The following is an 18,433-nucleotide window of genomic DNA, read 5'->3' as shown; positions in this document are numbered from 1 at the left end:
CCTGATTTACCCCCTATTGCGGTGAAGCAGGCTACTTTTAGAGAGTGCCGACTTATGTATCTACTAGTGAACACAGGTTTGAACGTCTGGAAATATTTTTAGAATTTTTTCTACTCCACGGTTTCAGCACCCAAAAGCACCCTTTTTCGTGATTCAGTTCACTGACAGTGGTCACTTCTTCTAAAAAGTGTGGGTGGGAGCAAGCTCTAGCTCACTCCCACCCACGGAAATTCAGATTATTGAATTTTTAAGGTACTAGGCAACCTCTACCATTGCCATGTTCTTTTTGCCGCGGCGGACCACAGCGTACTTGCCTAAGAGCAGATCGGACTCTGCCAGGGCGGCGTCCTCACCCTGTACCTTTACATTGTTGATCGCAGCACCGCCCTCTTTGAGGGTTCGGCGAGCTGCAGACTTAGACTCTGCCAGGCCGGTCTCGGTTAGGACAGTAATCATGTCCAGCTGATCTTGATTCAAAACAGCATGAGGCAACTCAGCGGTTGCTGCCTTCAGAGTTGCTTCATCAAGCGCAGCGAAATCTCCCTTACCGAAAAGTGCTTCAGATGCAGCAATGACCTTTTTGGTAGCATCTACGCCGTGTACCAGCGAGGTAACATCGTAGGCCAAGGTCTTCTGGGCAAGACGTTTGAAAGGTTCTTCTTCTACTGACTTCTGCAGCTGGGCGATTTCCTCACGAGTCTTGAAGGTAAAGACTTTAAGGCGGTCAGCGACGTCCGCATCAGCAGTGTTCAGCCAGAACTGGTAGAAAGCGTAAGGTGAGCACATCTCAGGATCTAGCCAAATAGCGTTGCCCTCAGACTTACCGAACTTGGTGCCATCTGAGTTAGTGATGAGCGGGGTGCCCATAGCATGAACAGACGTGCCTTCTACCTTGCGGACTAGCTCAGTACCTGAAGTCAGGTTGCCCCACTGATCTGAGCCACCGCACTGCAGGGAAATACCGTAGCGACGGTTGAGTTCTAAGAAGTCATTGCCCTGAAGGATCTGGTAGGAGAACTCAGTGTAGGAGATACCCTCGTCTGAGTTCAGGCGCTTAGCCACAATCTCTTTTTTAATCATGGTGCCAACACGGAAGTTCTTACCGATTTCACGCAGGAAGTCGATGGCTGACAGTTCGCTGGTCCATTCCAAGTTATTGACCATGCGAGCTGCGTGCTCACCTTCAAAGGAGAGGAAGCGTTCAATCTGACCACGCAGGCGATCGACCCAACCTTCAACAACATCGCGTGAGTTCAGCACGCGCTCGGATGTCTGACGGGGGTCACCAATCAGACCGGTAGCACCGCCGACTAGACCGAAGGGGTTGTGTCCAGCTAACTGCAGGCGACGCATCAGCAAAAGCTGAACCAGATGCCCCAGGTGCAAGGAGGCAGCAGTGGGGTCGTAGCCGATATAGAAATTGATGGACTCTTCGCTCAGGGCCTTTTCCAGCGCTTCTTCATCGGTGCTGACGTGCACAAGGCCACGCCACTTCAATTCCTGCCAAACGTTGGCGAAGGAATCGTCGTTGTGCTGAGATGCAAGAGTCTCTTCAGACACGGTTACTCCTGTTTAGTGTGAATACGGTGGTAGCAATAGCCACTGCCCTTAAAGTTACCAGCTGGGCAGAAGCACGCGGTAACGGTAGGCAGTAGCTTTCTCTCTGTGAGAATTTTAGAGACCGGCCGGCAGATCGGTTCCAGCAATCAGGTGTAGACGCTGAGTAGGCCTTGTCATAGACACATAAAGGTCGCCCACCGAGCCATTGGCCGCTTCTATAAGGTCCATAGGTTCAACAATAATTACCACATCGAACTCCAAGCCCTTGGCCTCCCAGGGAGTGAGCACCAGAATCTGATGTTCAAGGGCAGATTTTGAAGTGCCCGTGTTATCACGGTGAGCAGTTGAAATCGCAGAGGCAACCTCACGGTAACGGGAATCAGCAACGATAACGCCGATGAGCCCTCCCCCGCCCTGAGCAACCTCTTCGCTCACGGTAGCAACAACGCTTGGGATGAGGTTTTCTGCCCCCACCACGCGAGCGGACGGTGACCAGTTTCCCTCACGAATCGCTCGAGGGGCGCTGATCTCAAGGCCGGCAGCTCGTGCCACCGACACCGCGGCGTCCGAAATCTGGGCAGGTGTGCGGTAATTGACGGTCAGCTCATCCAGGTGGAAACGCTCCCCGATACAAGGCTTTAGAGCCTGTGCCCAGGATGAAGCTGCCGCCGCGCTGGACGCCTGAGCAATATCGCCCACCACGGTGAACGACTTCATGGGGCAACGGCGCATCAGCAAACGCCACTGCATAGCAGAAAGCTCCTGAGCCTCATCGATCACGACGTGCCCGTAGGCCCAAGTACGGTCGCTCTTAGCAGCTCGAGCTGCCGTCATGCGTTCACCGGTTTCTTCGTTAAGTTCAGCAATTTGCTCAGCGGTGATGACGCCATCCACACCGATATCTTCCAACTGCTGGTGAGCGTTCTCTAGTGCCTTGCGGGCATTCTCTAGGTTTGCCTGGTGGGCAGCCTCAGCACGCTGAGCGGCAGCGGCACCAGTGACCTTAGAAAAGTCACCCAAAAGCTCAGCTGCTTCATCTAGCAGAGGGACATCGGACTCGGTGAAAGGCTGATCTGCAGAACGAACTAATACCTGACGTTCAGCATCGGTCAGAATACCCTGGGTGGCTGAGGCCAGGTACTCAGGTTTAGAGAAAAGTGAGCGCACCAAGGTCTCAGCGGACAGGGGCATCCAGGCCAAGTTGATGGCACGGCGGACATCCAGAGAGTTACGGACGTCTTCTTCTAGGTAGGGGCGGTCAACAGCGTGCCCAGCGGCGGCATCCAGTTTTTCGTTGAGTTGCCGGGTTAGCTCTTTAAGTAAAACCTTGACGAAGGTTTCACGCGCCTCGTTATGGGGTTTTCCAGTAGACCGAGCGGTGGCACGGGCGTGCTTGACCAGCTTGGGGCTAAGGGTGATATCCATTGAATCGACGGCCAGACGAACGGAAGTAGCGGGCACTTTTTGGCGGTCAGCAACGGCTTTCTTAATAACCTCAGCCATGCGTAAATCACCCTTAACGCGGGCGACTGCCGGATTAGTCTCAGGCACTGCACGGAGCCCCGGGTAGAGAGTGGCGAGTGAGGACATCACAACGCCGGTTTCGCCCAGGGAAGGGAGCACACGCTCGATGTACCACATGAAGGATGATGAAGGACCGACTACCAGAACACCCGAATTATTCAGGCGTTCTCTGAAGGTATAGAGCAAGTAGGCGGCGCGGTGCAGAGCTACTGCCGTTTTACCAGTACCGGGGCCACCCTGGACGACGCGAACCCCCGCAAGGTCAGCACGGATAATGGCGTCCTGCTCAGCCTGGATGGTGGCCACGATATCTCCCATGCGACCGGTGCGCTTGCGGTTGAGTGCTGCCAGCAGAGCACCTTCACCGTGCAGGCTAGCATCCTCATCATCAAGCATGGCTGAATCGAGCACATCGTCTTCAAAACCGGTCACCTCACGGCGCTCTAGCATGAGGTGGCGGCGCCGGCGCACACCCTGGCGATTGAAAGCGGTTGCCTGGTAGAAAGTGCCTGCCTCCGGGGCACGCCAATCAATGAGCAGCCGTTCGTGTTCTTCGGTGGCAAGTCCGATTCTGCCGACATAGCGCACAGCGTCGTCGTCCATATCTAGACGTCCGAAGGCAAGGCGGTGATCGACTGCATTGTACTGTGCCAACCGATCTTCGTAGAAACTGGCATAGGCATCGCGTTCAGAACGGTTCTGGTGGTTGCCAGCCGACTGGTTCTTGCGGGTGCTGCGCAGCTTAGACTCGGTGGCTTCACGCAACTGATCAAGACGCTGGTAAAGCTGTCCAACGTAGGCTCGCTCCCCCGCAAGTTCCCGCTCAAAAGCGGCTTCAGACGTTGTCTGGGTGGGGCTAGCGTTAGTGTTCTCAGTCAAGAGGGCACCCTTCATCACGGAAAAGTAAAGCCCTCTATTCTATACCGGGCTTGGGGTAAAGCAAAAGGGCACCGGGATGGCCGCATTCAGAAGGTGCAGAGATAATGGTCGACGAAAATTCGAGGTGCCCGTCATCGGATGGACCCGCCGAAAAAATGATGGACCGTCAACGGCCCTTCACAAAAAATTCTTGGTTTACTCAGAGACCAATGCCAGCGCTTCAACACGGTTACCGGCTAAAAGCTCGCGGCCACCGAGGCCGTCCAGCTCAAGGAGCACACCGATACCGGCAACCTCAAGGTCAGCCATCTTCATCAGATGGGTTGCAGCCTCCAAAGTGCCGCCGGTTGCCAGCAGATCATCAACCAGCAGCACGCGAGTGCCTGCAGGGATATCTTCCTTATGAATTTCGATGGCAGCCGAACCGTACTCCAGCTCGTATTCCTTCATATAGGTATCGCGAGGCAGCTTTCCCGCCTTACGCACGGTCATCACACCGGTTCCGGCAATATACGCCAAGGCGGAAGCCATGAGAAAACCGCGCGCCTCAACGCCAGCCACGATATCGAACTGACCCTCAAAACGGGCTGCCAGCTCGTCCATAGCACGGCGGAAAACCTCAGGGTTAGCAAAAAGGGTGGTTACATCGTAGAAGAGGATGCCCTCCTTAGGGTAGTCCTGAATCTGCGCGCAGGCAGCAGGAATCTGCTCTTCAAGAGGCAGGGAGGAATCAACGGACTTAATCATGGACGGTTACACCTTCAATCATCAGTGGTTACGCTCATGCGCTAAAAACGTCATCAGCTAGTATACGCGGTCTGGGTTGGCAGCCCTTACGCCGAAAACAGACTAGAACCGGTGCTCTACCACATACCGTTCATAGGCGTCAGTCACCAGCGCTAGCGAATAATCATGAGGTTTAGTAGCCCTAAAGTATTCCAGCAGGACGGCCGCGTGCCAGCGGGCACGGGCCACGGCCGGCTCGTTATCACCCAGGGCAATGACTTTCCCAGCCATGTTCAGTAGGTCAATCACGCACTGTTCATGGTTTAGAGCATACGACCTGAAATTATCGAAGGCTGAATCCACCAGTTCACTCGCCTCAACAGGCTCAAAACGGACCTTGAGTTCGCCACCCACAAAGACGGAGTTTTTGGCGTGCTCTGCCTGGGCAGCACGGATGAGCCCCACAGTCAGTTCGTGGGTGGAATTAGTAAGCGTGAAGGGGTCATTTGTTCCGGGTGACAGCGCACGCACACCTAGCTCTACGATTTGGTCTTGAAGGAAGCGAATGTCATCGTACTCAGTTCTCGACTCCCCCACTGAGCAGAGCTGACGCACAGTTGAGGAAATTTGCTCCACCTGCTGGTCATCAAGTTCTCGCGGTGCCTGGATAGTTGCAATGAGCTGGCCTTTGACCAGGTGGTCGCCGGGGCACACGAAAATGTGAACCCCAGCTATACTCTTTGCCAGTTTTTTGCCCAGTGTTAGGCGCTCAATATCGACGACGTAGCCGTTTGTCTCTGCGTGCACCTGATAGGTAAAGGCATCTGGCAGGTGATTGTCGCTGTAGCTTTCAAAGACTTCGCTTGCGGCCTCTTCAGCGTGGAAGCGTTTTTCAATGAGCTTGAGATATTTTTGCTGAACAGTAGTAGCGATCGTGGAGACTTGAATGCCCGAAGCGATGTGGTTAATGAAGTAAATCAGCACAGCAACACAGGCTAAAGCCAGCACCATGGAAAAGTTAACAGCCAGGTGAGGTACGAAAGATCCTTGCGGTACGTCAGTGTCATCACTTTGAATGGTGCGCATAACCATCAGGCAATAGAGGAAGGTAGATGTGAAGGTACCCAGCACGATTTGGTTTCCACGATCCGACATGAAGTTACGGACGAGGCGGGGCCCGAATGAGCTACTGGCTGTAGACATCACCGAGATGGTAATGGAGAAGGCCATGGTTGCTACGGAGAGCACCGTTGAGGCAATAGCCGAGAGGATGCCGCGGGCACCTTCTGGCCCTACGGTGAAGAAAAAGACGCTCGTGGCTTCTGGCCCGTAGGCTACAGAGCGGTCAAGAGCCACCAGTGCGAAAGAGAGAACGATTGCCGTTGTGATGAACAGGGCTGGAATCATTACAAAGGAGTCCCTGAAGGTTCTGAGTCTATCGAGAAGGTGCATAGTTCTTTTTCTACTGTAAAAATAACAACGGACTACCCACTACTGTAGCGCGGGTAGTCCGTTGAAAGACAAAAGTATTAGCTGATGATCTGAGGGCGGGCGGCGAAAGCACGCGCAGGTTCTAGCTCACTCCTGAGCGCTTCTAACTGAGTAGCCACAGCAGACGGGGCAGTGCCGCCCTGGGCGCTGCGGGAGTTCAGAGACCCTTCAACGGTGAGCACTTCGCGGACACCCGCATGTAGGTGGGGTGAAATTGCTAGGTACTCTTCGTCCGTCAAATCCCACAGCTCGCAGTCTTTGTCTTCGCACACCTGCACCGCTTCTCCGGCCAGCTCGTGGGCCACACGGAAGGGCACTCCCTCACGCACCAGCCACTCAGCGATATCGGTTGCCAGAGCAAAGCCCTGAGGGGCCAGCTCAGCTAGACGGTCAGTGTTGAAGGTCAGGGTGGCAATCATGCCAGAGACCGCAGGTAGAAGTACCTCAAGCTGGTCAATAGCATCGAAGACGGGCTCCTTATCCTCCTGCAAATCACGGTTATAGGCCAGAGGCAGAGCCTTGAGGGTTGCCAGTAAGCCGGTAAGGTCACCGATGAGGCGGCCAGCTTTACCGCGAGCCAGCTCAGCGATGTCAGGGTTCTTCTTCTGAGGCATAATCGAGCTGCCGGTAGAGAAGCTATCGTGTAGCTTTACGAAGGAGAACTCTTTCGTTGCCCAAAGAATAACCTCTTCTGAGATGCGGGAAAGATCCACCGAAATCATGGCGCAGATCCAAGCGAACTCAGCGTAGACGTCGCGTGAGGCAGTGCCATCAATCGAATTATGCACAGCCGAGCTAAAGCCCAAGTCGTGGGCCACAGCTTCAGGGTCAAGCCCCAAAGATGAACCGGCAAGAGCACCCGAGCCGTAGGGTGAGACAGCAGCGCGCTTGTCCCAGTCCAGTAAACGGTCCAAGTCGCGGGACAGGGCCCACGCATGAGCCAGTAGCTGGTGAGAGAGCAAAATCGGCTGGGCGTGCTGCAGGTGGGTGCGGCCGGGCATGGGAGCGTAGGGGTGCTCCTCAGCCTGGGCGATGAGCGCGTCAATGGTATCTACCACGCCCTGAGCGATAATTGAGGCATGATCACGCAGATACATACGACCGAGGGTTGCAATCTGATCGTTGCGCGAGCGCCCGGCACGAAGCTTGCCGCCTAAATCAGCACCAGCGCGTTCGATAAGGCCCTTTTCCAGTGAACCGTGTACGTCTTCATCGGACTCAGCCGGAGTGTAGGCGCCGCTGCGCACATCTGCTTCTAGCTGGTCCAGGGCAGCGATCATGCCTGTCAGTTCTTCTTCAGTCAGCAGGCCGGCCTTAGCTAGCACGCGGGCGTGAGCACGAGAACCTGCAATATCATAAGGCGCCAGACGCCAGTCAAACTGGGTTGATTTGGAGAGGGCAGCTAAGGCATCAGAAGGGCCGCCAGCGAAGCGTCCGCCCCAGAGAGCGCCGTCATTTGTGCCGTGCTTATCAACAGACATATCTCAACTCTTTCGGTGGTAAAAGCAGGGGTGTGAGTCAAAAGCCGCCCCGGCGCCCCCCCTACCCTTTCATTTCTGGGGAGGGAAGGCACCGGGCCGGCGGGGTGAATCACTCTAGGATTTTAGAGGCCCAGACGCTGATCGCGGGCTGAAGCAACCTTGGAGGACAGGCCAAAGAGCTCGATGAAACCACGAGCATGTGACTGGTCGAAGCTATCGCCCTCATCGTAGGTGGCGAGGTTGAAGTCGTAGAGCGCGGTATCAGAGCGGCGGCCCGATACAACGGCGCGACCGCCGTGCATGTCCAGGCGAATTTCGCCGTTGACCATCTTCTGGGTGTCCTCGATGAAGGCGTCTAGTGACTTCTTCAGCGGTGAGAACCACTGGCCGTCATAGACCAGCTCGGTCCAGCGCTGCCCTACGGTCTTCTTGAAGCGAGCCTGTTCACGCTCAATGGTGACATTCTCAAGTTCCTTGTGGGCTGCGATCAGTGCCATGGCACCGGGTGCCTCGTAGATTTCGCGGGACTTGATGCCAACCAAACGGTCCTCAACAATGTCGATGCGGCCGATGCCCTGGGCACCTGCACGGCGGTTCATGATTTCGATGGCTTCTAGCGGGGTGACAGCCTGGCCGTCAATCGCTACAGGGATACCTTCCTTGAAGGTAATCACGGCGGTGTCCGGCACGGGAGCAAAGGTGGGGTCATCGGTGTAGTCGTAAACGTCCTTGGTGGGGCCGTTCCAGATGTCTTCTAGGAAGCCGGTTTCAACCGCGCGACCCCAAACGTTCTGGTCGATGGAGAAGGGGTTCTTCTTGGTGGTGGCAATCGGCAGATTGTTCTTCTCTGCGTAATCGATAGCCTTCTCGCGGGTTAGAGCGAGGTCGCGTACGGGTGCGATGCACTTGAGTTCGGGGCCCAGGGTCTGAATACCAACCTCAAAACGAACCTGGTCATTACCCTTACCGGTGCAGCCGTGTGCCACGGTGGTGGCACCGAACTGCTGAGCTGCAGCGACCAGGTGCTTGGTGATGACGGGGCGGGAAACGGCTGAGACCAGCGGGTAAGCGTCCATATAAAGAGCGTTAGCTTTGAGAGCAGGCATGCAGTAGTCGTTAGCGAACTCGTCGCGAGCGTCTGCAACGTATGCTTCAACGGCGCCGCAATCGAGGGCACGCTGACGAATTGTCTCGAGGTCCTCGCCGCCCTGGCCTACATCTACAGCCACAGCAATAACTTCTGCGCCGGTGGCTTCGCCAATCCAACCGATGGCTACCGAGGTGTCAAGGCCGCCTGAGTAGGCAAGAACGATACGCTCTTTCATAATGCTCCTAAATGGTGTGGTGCGGACAAGCCGCTTCTCTATAAATAATTATGCACATATAAACATAATTATTCAAACACTGCCACGATGCGGACGTTAGGCACCAGTTACGCCCCGTGACCAAAGACCACTCTACCCAGAGCTAACCTGTAAAAAGAGTTATTTATTAAAAAACATTAATGCAGGACTCACGAAACTTTTATAAAGACCGTACAGACTGGAATTATGTTCAAGAAATACACCTTTGGCCTGCTGGTTCTTGCGCTGGCCGGTATCGTCGCTGCCCTAGCCCTCGTTACTTCTTTCAGCAGTGCTACTCCCCAGATTGATGACGAGCCTGTGGTAATTGATATCAAAAGCGCCCCGGCAGAAAACTCTTCGCCCAGTGTCTCCGCAACTCCTACAGATAACGATCAGGCAGATGACGCGGGTCAGCAAGAGGCACCCGCTGCAGAAGAAGAGCCGCAGCCAGCAGAAGTGGTGGCACCAGCGCCTGCAGCGGTAGTCCCAGAACCGGCTTATATTGAACAGCCCCTACCTCCAGCACCTGCTCCGCAATACTCTCCAGGCAGTGATGGTGACGATAACTGGGATGACGATGACTGGGATGACGACGATGATTAGCCTCAAGCCCCGCTGGCGCTCTACCTTAGAAAAACATCGAGCTAGATCCGCCCGCACGGAACGCAGCGGGTCAGTCCGCCTGCGCATCGTCGCCTGGACTTTTCTGCTCACCAGCTTCATCATTACCGGGCTCATCTTTACCGTGCGAGAAATACTAATTAGCGATGTGGGAAGGGGAGCCAATTCCAGCACCGAAAGTGAAATCGCTGAGTTCCGAAACTTTGCACAGATTGGGGTCAACCCTCAAACAGCCAGACCTTTTGAAACGCTAGAAGACATGCTGGGCTCGTACGTGACCCGGCAATACACAGGCTACAAGGAACAAGTCATCGGTCTAACCCCTCACCAGATCATTTTTCTCGAAGAACAGGACCATTACGCTCAAACCACCGGGTACCGGCTACATCAGGATCAGGCTCTACTCACCGGGCTCAGGGAAAACCCCTCCAACTCAGGAATTGAGCAGACACCTGCCGGGCCAGTGCATTGGGGCAAGGTCGCTGTTGAGCTACAAACCGATGAAGGCACAACAACAGGCCATCTACTGGTTCTGGAGTATATTCAACCCGAACTAGATGCGGTCCAACACACCGTCTTTATCATGATTTGGGTTGGCGTTGCTGGCCTCGCTTTCACTCTCTTGGTGTCCTGGCTCATCGCCACTCAGATTACTAAACCCATCCGTAATCTCCGCCAGGTAGCCGAGCACATTAACGACAAGAATTTTAGCGGCAGAGTAACGGTTAAAGGGGACGATGACGTGGCAGCAATGAGTCATACTTTCAACCAGATGCTAGACCGTCTCGAAGAAGCAACGCTCACCGAACGGCAGTTCATGGACGATGTCAGCCATGAACTCCGCACCCCCATCACTATTGTGCGCGGCCACCTTGAGCTCATGGAGCGCACCGAGGAACAGGAACAGACTCTGCTCCTGGTGGATGATGAGTTAGAGCGTATGGGGCGAATCGTATCGGACCTTCTAACCTTGGCTAAATCTGAACGCCCAGACTTCGTTCAACCTCACCCCACTGAGGTCTCCGAGCTCATGATTTCCCTCGATTCCAAGGTTCAGGTTTTTGCTAACCATCGGTGGATTATTGCTGATATTGCCGAGGGAGAGGTCGGCTTGGACGAACAGCGCATTACTCAGGCGATGCTTCAGCTGGCAGCCAACGCAGCCCAGTACAGCCCCAGTGGAAGCGCAATCACCATCGGATCGGAATTTTCTGGTCAAGACGGTGAGCGGCAACTGAAGCTATGGGTTCAGGACCGTGGCCCGGGTGTTAGCCCCGAGGATGCATCGATCCTCTTTGAAAGGTTCAGACGCAATAACGCTAAAAATCCTGCCACTGCCAAACAGCACTCAGTGGGAGCCGGTCTGGGGTTAGCCATCGTTCGGTCGATAGCAGAAGCCCACGGTGGTGGGGTATGGATTGCGGCGCCAGAAGACGGCCCCGGCTCAATCTTTGGCATCAGCGTTCCTGCCCCTAACCCTCCGAAAAAAACCCAGTCGATTACCGCAACATACCCACCTCAGAACGAACCAGAAAAGAGCTAACCGATGAGCCACATCCTCATTGTTGAAGATGACCCGCGTATCTCGTCCTTTATTGTTAAGGGGCTGAAATCAGCCGGTTATACCTCCACATTAATTGATGAGGGCTGTAGCGCTTATGCTCTGGCCAAAGTGGGAAATTTTGACCTGATTATCCTCGATGTGGGTCTTCCCGGCATGGACGGGTTCTCCATCATGCGAGCACTGAGAGCTGAGGGTCTCAAAACCCCTATTATCATGCTGACTGCCCGGGACTCAGTCTCCGATACGTTAGAAGGTCTGGAGAACGGGGCAAATGACTACATGACCAAACCTTTCCAGTTCGCTGAGCTGATTGCTCGTATTAGGCTACGTCTTCGCGATACAGCCTCCGATGATACGACCCCAACCTCCCAGCTCACTCACCGCGACCTCGTTCTTAACATTCTGAGCCGTCAGGTCTCGGTAGCGGGACAGTCAGCAGAGCTCACTACGCGAGAATTTGCTCTCTTGGAAACACTGATGCGTCACAAAAATCAGGTGCTCTCGCGCGAACAGCTACTGGGTCAGGTCTGGGGTGTGGACTTCGACCCCAACTCCAACATCGTTGATGTCTATATCAGAGCACTACGCAAAAAAATTGGGGAGGACTACATTGTGACCGTTCGCGGAGCAGGGTACCGATTTGTATGAGCAAGCTACTATATTCCTCTCAAGAATGCCCTGACGAAAGGTTGCCGGTGACCGCTCCTCTGGATCAGGTCAACCGCAGCTTCATCACTGGTCGACTAGTTGTCTCTCTAGCTGGTGCCCTTACCCTGGTGGCTGCGGTAGCCTGGACTGGTTTTGGGTCTGCCTCACTCAGCCTCCAGGGAGCGCTAGCCCTGAGCATCTTTATCATTGCCATCTGGGCATGGGTTTTTAGCCCGCTGACCGATACCTATGTGTCTTTGGCAGCCGCTGTTGCTCTGGTACTGACCGGTATCATCTCAACGGAACGGTTCACCGCGTCCTTAGGGACATCAGCGGTGTGGCTACTGGTTGCTGCTGTGGTTATGGCTCAGGTGCTCACTGCCTCCGGCCTCACCCGCAGGTTGACCGCCCAGTTGGTTTCCCGAGCTCGGACCCCCAGGCAGCTCGCCTACCTTTTCAATCTGGCTCTCTTTCTGACGGTATATCTGGTTCCCTCACCTTCGGGACGCGCTGCGCTCGCTCTGCCCATCTACCAGACCCTGGCGGATGCCTTGGGTAACCGCCCAGCCCTGGTAAAAGCTCTGGGTATCCTAGCCCCGGCCAGTATCCTGGTTTCGGCTGTAGCATCTTTTATTGGTGCTGGCGCCCACCTGGTCACCTCAGAAATCCTAACCGCCTACGGTTTGGAAACCATTGGTTTTTTGGAGTGGATGATCCTGGGCTCAGGTCTAGGTCTGTTGGCTTCCTTAGTCGTTACTGAGCTAGTGCTACGGCTCTTTGGTCCTTCTCGAGAGGAGCAGGGCCCCATCGACGTAACGGTTACTGATTTTGAGCAAGCATCAGATACCCCGGTCCGTGGGCCGCTCACAGCTCCCGAACGGAACATTGCCCTGGTCCTCTTGGTTGCTGTACTTCTCTGGTGCACCGAAACTCTGCACGGTCTGACACCCGTGATCGTAGCGGTACTGGGCGCCCTGGCGGCCACCGCTCCGGGGGTTAGCTCAATCAAGCTGGGCGCAGCCCTCAAGAAAGCACCCTGGCCCATGTTGCTCTTCATGGCAGCGACTCTAGCCATCGGAACCGGTCTAGCAGATTCAGGTGCGGCAAGCTGGCTGGCTGAATCCCTCTTTGCCCCCGTGAGTCAACTGGGCTCTAGCGGAGCAGCCATCTTCGTGCTTATGGTGATTCTGATTTCAACTGCAGCTCACCTGGTCATTCAGTCCAGAAGTGCTCGTAGCGCAGTGCTTATTCCCCTCATCATCACAGCGGCGCTGCCGTTAGGGGTGAATCCAGTGGCAGCCGCCTTTATCTCAACCGCCGCAGCAGGCTTCTGCCACACCCTCACCTCCAGCGCTAAACCGGTTGCTCTCTTTGCCAACATGGACGGAAGACCAACCTACACTCCAGCAGACCTCCTGAAACTCAGCGCCTGGCTCGCTCCGCTGCATGCCATACTTATCGCACTCTTTTCTTTCTTCATTTGGCCCCTCTTAGGTCTGCCTCTCTACACCTAAATCGCACCACCCAGCGAAATTTTTAAAACACTAAAAGACCTAGTGGCAACACTAGCTAAGATGCTTGCACCCACCATGCCTCGGTGCCCCAATATAAGGAGAACTATCATGATTATGTCCATTCCCCAGCGCATCCTCATCGCCCCTTCTGGCTTCAAAGGAAGCCTTGATGCCGATGTTGTAGCCGACGCTATCGCAGCAGGTATCCGCAGGGTTATTCCCGGAGTCAATACCGTGGTCCTACCTATCCCCGATGGAGGAGAAGGAACCGCCAAACTCCTAGCATCCTCAACCGGCGGCACCCTGGTTTCGCTTGAGATCACCGGGCCTGTTGGGCAGTGCGTCAACTCTCACTACGCTCTTTTGGGAGGCTCTCAACGCGGAATTGCCGTGGTAGAGATGGCTGCCGCAGCAGGTCTCTCCCTGGTTCCCAAAGACATGAGGAACCCTGGCGCCACCACTACCTACGGAGTAGGAGAAACAATAGCCGCTGCACTCTCAAACCCGGAAGTACACACCATTTTGGTGGGTTGCGGAGATTCAGGGACCTCAGATGGCGGTGCTGGTGCCCTTTCTGCCTTAGGTGCAAAAATTCTAGACGCCGACGGCCAGGAAGTGCAGCTTGGTGGAGCCAATCTTTGCAACGCTGAGCGCATAGATTACAGCGGCTTACACCCCCGCCTTTCACAGGTTCGCATTATACTGGCCCTCAACCAGCACAACATCTTGACCGGGCCCAAGGGGGTAGCTCGCGTCTTCGGCCCCCAAAAGGGCGCCACCCCTCAGCAGGTCGAAGAGCTAGATCAGGCGCTAACTCACTGGGCCAACCTTCTTGAGAGCACCCAGAGTGAGATGACCGGCGGTAGAGTATCCACTGATTTTCATACGGGAGCAGGCACCGGTGCTTCAGGAGGCTTAGGTGCTGGACTAGCCCTGATTGGAGCCGAACTTACCCCACGCTTTGAGGCTCTCATTGATTCCGGGTTGGCCGGCCTCAGCGTCACTACAGAAATTCAACAGGCTGATCTGGTGGTCACCGCAGAAGGTGCTATCGATTATCAGACGCCCAAGGGCAAGGTTCCTGCAGAAATTGCCGCTCGAGCGCAGGCCGCGGGAGTCCCCGTGCTTGCCCTCGCCGGATCCATCGGAGAGAAAGCCTACCGGGTTCACGATGCTGGTATTGACGCTTTTGCCAGCATCATGCCCCTGCCCATGGGACTAGATGATGCCCTAGAAAATGGTGAAGAGCTGCTCACCAATTCCACCGAGCGCTGTTTTCGTATGATTCTCCTGGGGGCATCACTGAGTGCTTCCATGCAGAACCGAAACCTGAAGGCAGCCGCCTAAGACCACGTCACTGGAAGATTGGCAGGATTTCTACAGTGAGGCCGCTAGCTGCCGCTTGAGAATCTTACCGGTGGGACCAAGCGGTAGCTCTGCACGCAGAAGGAAACTCCGGGGATACTTGTAGGAAGCGAGTTGCTGACGGCATAGGTGATCAAGTTCAGCAACCAGCTCCTCACCTTCAGCCTCGGTCAAATTCGCAGTGCGGGGCACAATAACGGCCACAATCTCTTCACCCACCTGCAGGTCCGCCTTACCCACCACAGCAGCCAAGCTGACCTGTGGGTGAGTGTAGAGAACATCCTCAATTTCGCGAGGGTAGACGCTATTACCATTGCGCAGAATCATGTCCTTGAGACGGTCCACAATATAAATATTGCCCTGGCTATCTAATCTGGCCACGTCCCCCGTTGCGAACCAGTCACCGTCAAATACCGCCTCGTTAGCATCAGGGTTCTGCCAGTAACCGGTCATCACGTTAGGGCCGCTGACCCACAGCTGCCCCGGCTGGTCTGCGCCGAGCGGATGCCCCTGCTCATCACGGACCTCAACCAGGACGCCGGGCAGGGGGCGGCCCACCGAGCCAATGACAAGACCAAATTCAGCCTGATTAAAAGATACTACCGGGGAGGTTTCACTCAGCCCGTACCCTTCATAGACGGGAAAGTTAACTAAGCGGTCAATATCAGCGTGTACAGAGGAGGGCAAGGCTGCCCCTCCAGAAATACCGAACCGTAGAGAGCCCCTCAGATGATCCGCAAGTGCAGTATCTGTTTCCAGGTAGTTAGCTATAGCGCTGTACATGGAGGGCACCGCCGCAAAAACAGTGACCCCAGTATCTGCACATAAAGCCGCAGCACCCTGGGGAGTAAAACGGGGTAGCAGGGCAATGCTGGCTCCAGCAGCAAACACAGCATTCATCGATACGGTTTGCCCAAAAGCGTGGAAGAGGGGAAGCCCGCCGAAGATGGTATCTGTTGGTTCAAAACCAAAAACTTGAGCACAGGAACGCGCGTTAGAAAGCATATTGGCGTGGCTTAGGGTTGCCCCCTTAGGCTGGCCGGTTGTACCAGAGGTGTAGAGCAGGACGGCAGGAGCATCAGCTTCGACAGCGCAGGGCCTAAAGTGCGTTTCTGCTTTCCCCTCAAAAATTACACTGCCATCAATAACCTCAACAGCACTAAGACCCGCATTAACCGCTGTCATATCAAGGTCAGCCAATTCACCCGCTACCCGGGTACCGGCCCAAACCAGCAGCAGCCGAGCGCCGGCGTCCTGCACCTGGTATTGGACCTCACGAGCTGACAAAAGCGGATGCAGAGGCACAGCAATGGCGCCCAGAGCAAGCGTGGCATAGTAAAGAGCTACCATCTGAGGCACATTGGGCAAGGCAAGAGCCACACGATCACCGTGGCCTACTCCCCTATCACCCAGCCATTGGCGAGCAACGTCAATTTTATCCACCAGCTCTTGATAGGTGAGCTGCCCGCCTTCCCACTGCAAGGCCAGGTCGCGCGAAGATGCCTGACGGGTCAGCAAAAAACAGAGATTACTCTGCTCGGTAGGTTTAGAGGTCAAAGACTGAATCATCATGCCCTTTCGGTTAGCTAGCCTGCTTGGTACAACATCTTCCCATAAAGTGTGGATGAAGCCTTGTGAACACGTCAGCACGATGGGAGAACCTGTCAGAAAAGTACCGACAGGTTTGCGCAGGGTGAAGCTATCTGCCAAAGTATAGGCATGACAGATAACGTCCTCACCGAGACAGAACACGAATTCCTTAACTCAGTCTTCGATTTAGCCCGGTACAATAAGCCGGTAGCTCTCAAGTCACTCTTCGACCAAGGCGTTCCCGTTGACCTCACCAACGCCAAGGGCGATACTCTGCTCATTCTTGCTGCCTACCATCAGCACACCGACCTGTTACAGATTCTTATCAACGAAGGCGCTGATTTGGATCGGATCAACGACCGAGGGCAAACTGCCTTGGTCTGCGCTGTCTTCCGCAATAACCTCCCCATCGCTCGCATGCTCTTGGACGCCGGAGCGGACGAAACCCTGGGTACCCAAACACCAGCCCAGGTGGCCCAGTTCTTTGAGCTTGACGATATGCAAAAGCTCTTCAGCTAACCCTTTCACCACCAGGGAATAGACGTGAGAGACGAGTGGGCAGGGTCAAAGCCTGCTTGGATTGATGGATTCCTACGCGGCCCAGCTGAGGAATAGTTCAGCTACCGCTTCACCCCCAAGGGGGTCGCGGGTAATAACCATGACCGTATCATCACCGGCAATGGACCCCAGCAACGGTTCAAGGCCAGCCTGGTCGATGGCCGATGCCAGGAACTGCGCCGCCCCGGGCGGGGTACGCAGTATCACCAGGTTGGCTGAGGCCTCAGCTGTCACCAGCAACTCCTTGAAAAGCCCAACCAGTCGAGCGTCCGGGCCGTCCTGGGCGCTGCGACGCACAGGGTGGTTGGGCACTGCGTAGATTAGCCCAGATTTTTCATCGCGTACCCGCTCAGCACCAATTTCAACTAGATCGCGACTGAGAGTGGCTTGAGTAACTTTGAGACCGTCATCGGTGAGCAGTTGCGCCAGGTCAGCCTGCGAGCGCACTCGGTGGGTTTGCAGTAACTCAATAATGCGAGCCTGGCGGGCAGTTTTGGTGGGAGGAATTGCCATTGATGTTCTTTCTAGTGGGTAAGAGCTGCGCGGTAGTTGGCAGCTAGGCCAGATTCTGCCAGGAGGAAGGCCATGAGAGCTTTCTGAGCGTGAAGGCGGTTTTCTGCCTCGTCAAAGACAACCGAAGCAGGCCCGTCAATAACTTCTGCGGTCACTTCGAAGCCGCGATAGGCTGGCAGGCAGTGTAAGAAGATAGCGTGCTCAGCTGCCTGAGCCATCGCTGCGGTATCTACGGTGTAGGGCTTGAAGACCTTGGCGCGGGCCTCTTTTTGGTCTTCCTGGCCCATGGAAACCCAGGTATCGGTAATAACTACGTCCGCCCCGGCGAGTGCTTCTGCGGGGTCGGTGGTAACCAGGATTGACCCGCCGGTTTGCTGGGCGCGAGCTTCTGCTTCTGCTACCACCTCAGGGGCGGGCAGGTAGCTGGACGGGCCAGCTACGCGTACATGCATGCCGGCGGTGGCTCCCCCCAGGAGGTAGGAGTTAGCCATGTTGTTGGCAGCATCCCCCAGGTAGACCATGGTTTTACCCGCCAACTCCCCCAGGTGCTCACGGATCGTGAGTAGATCAGCAAGAATCTGGCAGGGGTGGTAGTCATCGGAAAGGGCGTTGATGACCGGCACGGTAGAGTGCTGCGCCATTTCTTCAAGACCGCGGTGTTCAAAGGTACGCCAGATAATTGTTGAGACCATTCGGCTAATGACTTTAGCCGTGTCTGAAACGCTTTCTTTATGCCCGATTTGTGCTTCACCCGGGTTCACAATGAGGGGGTTACCGCCCAGTTCTGCGATACCGGTATGAAAGGAAAAACGGGTGCGAGTAGAAGTCTTATCGAAGATTACCGCTGCGGTCTGTGGCCCAGCGAGAGGGGCAAAACCAAAGCGGTCTGCCTTCATCTCAGCGGCAAGGTCCAGCACACGAGCCTGTTCGGCGGGGGTGAGATCGGTGTCTTTGAGAAAATGACGTACCACGATGGTCTCCTTTACTGGGGCTACGAGTGCACCCCAACGATTATATGCATAATTCTTAATATTTATTCGCTTGATGAATAGT

Annotated in this window: 15 protein-coding genes; 6 read left to right on the top strand and 9 right to left on the bottom strand. The window is 55.2% G+C overall.

Annotated features, from left to right (window positions below):
* Nucleotides 1–255: 255 nt before the first annotated feature.
* The 6 genes from tyrS to VVR27_RS03910 all read right to left on the bottom strand — a co-directional run bounded on the left by tyrS (nucleotide 256) and on the right by VVR27_RS03910 (nucleotide 8,986).
* Nucleotides 256–1,560 (bottom strand): tyrosine--tRNA ligase, encoded by a 1,305-nt coding sequence (gene tyrS, locus VVR27_RS03935; RefSeq protein WP_368547151.1) that lies wholly within the window; start codon nucleotides 1,558–1,560, stop codon nucleotides 256–258.
* A gap of 114 nt (nucleotides 1,561–1,674) precedes the next feature.
* Nucleotides 1,675–3,963, bottom strand: a complete 2,289-nt coding sequence (locus VVR27_RS03930) for an AAA family ATPase (RefSeq protein WP_368547150.1) — start codon at nucleotides 3,961–3,963, stop codon at nucleotides 1,675–1,677.
* 195 nt (nucleotides 3,964–4,158) lie between these two features.
* Entirely contained in the window at nucleotides 4,159–4,710 is a 552-nt protein-coding gene (locus tag VVR27_RS03925; protein WP_368547149.1) for an adenine phosphoribosyltransferase, read from the bottom strand.
* Nucleotides 4,711–4,812: 102 nt separating this feature from the next.
* Nucleotides 4,813–6,141 (bottom strand): DUF2254 domain-containing protein, encoded by a 1,329-nt coding sequence (locus VVR27_RS03920; RefSeq protein WP_368547148.1) that lies wholly within the window; start codon nucleotides 6,139–6,141, stop codon nucleotides 4,813–4,815.
* A gap of 77 nt (nucleotides 6,142–6,218) precedes the next feature.
* Nucleotides 6,219–7,661, bottom strand: coding sequence for an argininosuccinate lyase (gene argH, locus VVR27_RS03915; RefSeq protein WP_368547147.1), 1,443 nt, complete (start codon nucleotides 7,659–7,661; stop codon nucleotides 6,219–6,221).
* A gap of 122 nt (nucleotides 7,662–7,783) precedes the next feature.
* A complete protein-coding gene (locus VVR27_RS03910; RefSeq protein WP_251380867.1) occupies nucleotides 7,784–8,986 on the bottom strand; it encodes an argininosuccinate synthase in 1,203 nt (400 codons plus the stop codon).
* Between the two features lie 225 nt (nucleotides 8,987–9,211).
* Here VVR27_RS03910 and VVR27_RS03905 point away from each other — a divergent pair, with 225 nt between their 5' ends.
* The 5 genes from VVR27_RS03905 (at nucleotide 9,212) to VVR27_RS03885 (ending at nucleotide 14,701) form a co-directional block, all read left to right on the top strand.
* Nucleotides 9,212–9,610, top strand: a complete 399-nt coding sequence (locus VVR27_RS03905; RefSeq protein ID WP_368547146.1) for a hypothetical protein — start codon at nucleotides 9,212–9,214, stop codon at nucleotides 9,608–9,610.
* The gene (locus VVR27_RS03900) at nucleotides 9,585–11,171 is read left to right on the top strand and encodes a sensor histidine kinase (RefSeq protein ID WP_368547145.1); all 1,587 of its coding nucleotides are present in this window, start codon (nucleotides 9,585–9,587) and stop codon (nucleotides 11,169–11,171) included. Before VVR27_RS03905 ends, VVR27_RS03900 begins: the two co-directional genes overlap by 26 nt.
* A gap of 3 nt (nucleotides 11,172–11,174) precedes the next feature.
* Nucleotides 11,175–11,840 (top strand): response regulator transcription factor, encoded by a 666-nt coding sequence (locus VVR27_RS03895; RefSeq protein WP_368547144.1) that lies wholly within the window; start codon nucleotides 11,175–11,177, stop codon nucleotides 11,838–11,840.
* Nucleotides 11,837–13,354 (top strand): SLC13 family permease, encoded by a 1,518-nt coding sequence (locus VVR27_RS03890; protein ID WP_368547143.1) that lies wholly within the window; start codon nucleotides 11,837–11,839, stop codon nucleotides 13,352–13,354. The genes VVR27_RS03895 and VVR27_RS03890 overlap by 4 nt, the downstream gene beginning before the upstream one ends.
* A gap of 108 nt (nucleotides 13,355–13,462) precedes the next feature.
* The gene (locus VVR27_RS03885) at nucleotides 13,463–14,701 is read left to right on the top strand and encodes a glycerate kinase (RefSeq protein ID WP_368547142.1); all 1,239 of its coding nucleotides are present in this window, start codon (nucleotides 13,463–13,465) and stop codon (nucleotides 14,699–14,701) included.
* A gap of 30 nt (nucleotides 14,702–14,731) precedes the next feature.
* Here VVR27_RS03885 and VVR27_RS03880 read toward each other — a convergent pair whose 3' ends face one another.
* Entirely contained in the window at nucleotides 14,732–16,291 is a 1,560-nt protein-coding gene (locus VVR27_RS03880; RefSeq protein ID WP_368547141.1) for an AMP-binding protein, read from the bottom strand.
* Between the two features lie 147 nt (nucleotides 16,292–16,438).
* On the opposite strand from VVR27_RS03880, the gene VVR27_RS03875 reads away from it, so the two are divergent.
* A complete protein-coding gene (locus tag VVR27_RS03875; protein WP_368547140.1) occupies nucleotides 16,439–16,828 on the top strand; it encodes an ankyrin repeat domain-containing protein in 390 nt (129 codons plus the stop codon).
* Between the two features lie 72 nt (nucleotides 16,829–16,900).
* Here VVR27_RS03875 and VVR27_RS03870 read toward each other — a convergent pair whose 3' ends face one another.
* Nucleotides 16,901–17,380: an arginine repressor gene (locus VVR27_RS03870; RefSeq protein WP_368547139.1), complete on the bottom strand. Its 480-nt coding sequence runs from the start codon at nucleotides 17,378–17,380 to the stop codon at nucleotides 16,901–16,903.
* 11 nt (nucleotides 17,381–17,391) lie between these two features.
* Nucleotides 17,392–18,351 (bottom strand): ornithine carbamoyltransferase, encoded by a 960-nt coding sequence (gene argF / locus VVR27_RS03865; RefSeq protein ID WP_368547138.1) that lies wholly within the window; start codon nucleotides 18,349–18,351, stop codon nucleotides 17,392–17,394.
* Nucleotides 18,352–18,433: the final 82 nt, after the last annotated feature.

This window comes from Rothia sp. LK2492 (genome assembly GCF_040946345.1).
In the GTDB taxonomy this organism is placed as follows: domain Bacteria; phylum Actinomycetota; class Actinomycetes; order Actinomycetales; family Micrococcaceae; genus Rothia; species Rothia endophytica.
The sequence above is the reverse complement of the archived record's forward strand: the minus strand, read 5'-3'. Positions and strand labels throughout refer to the sequence as shown.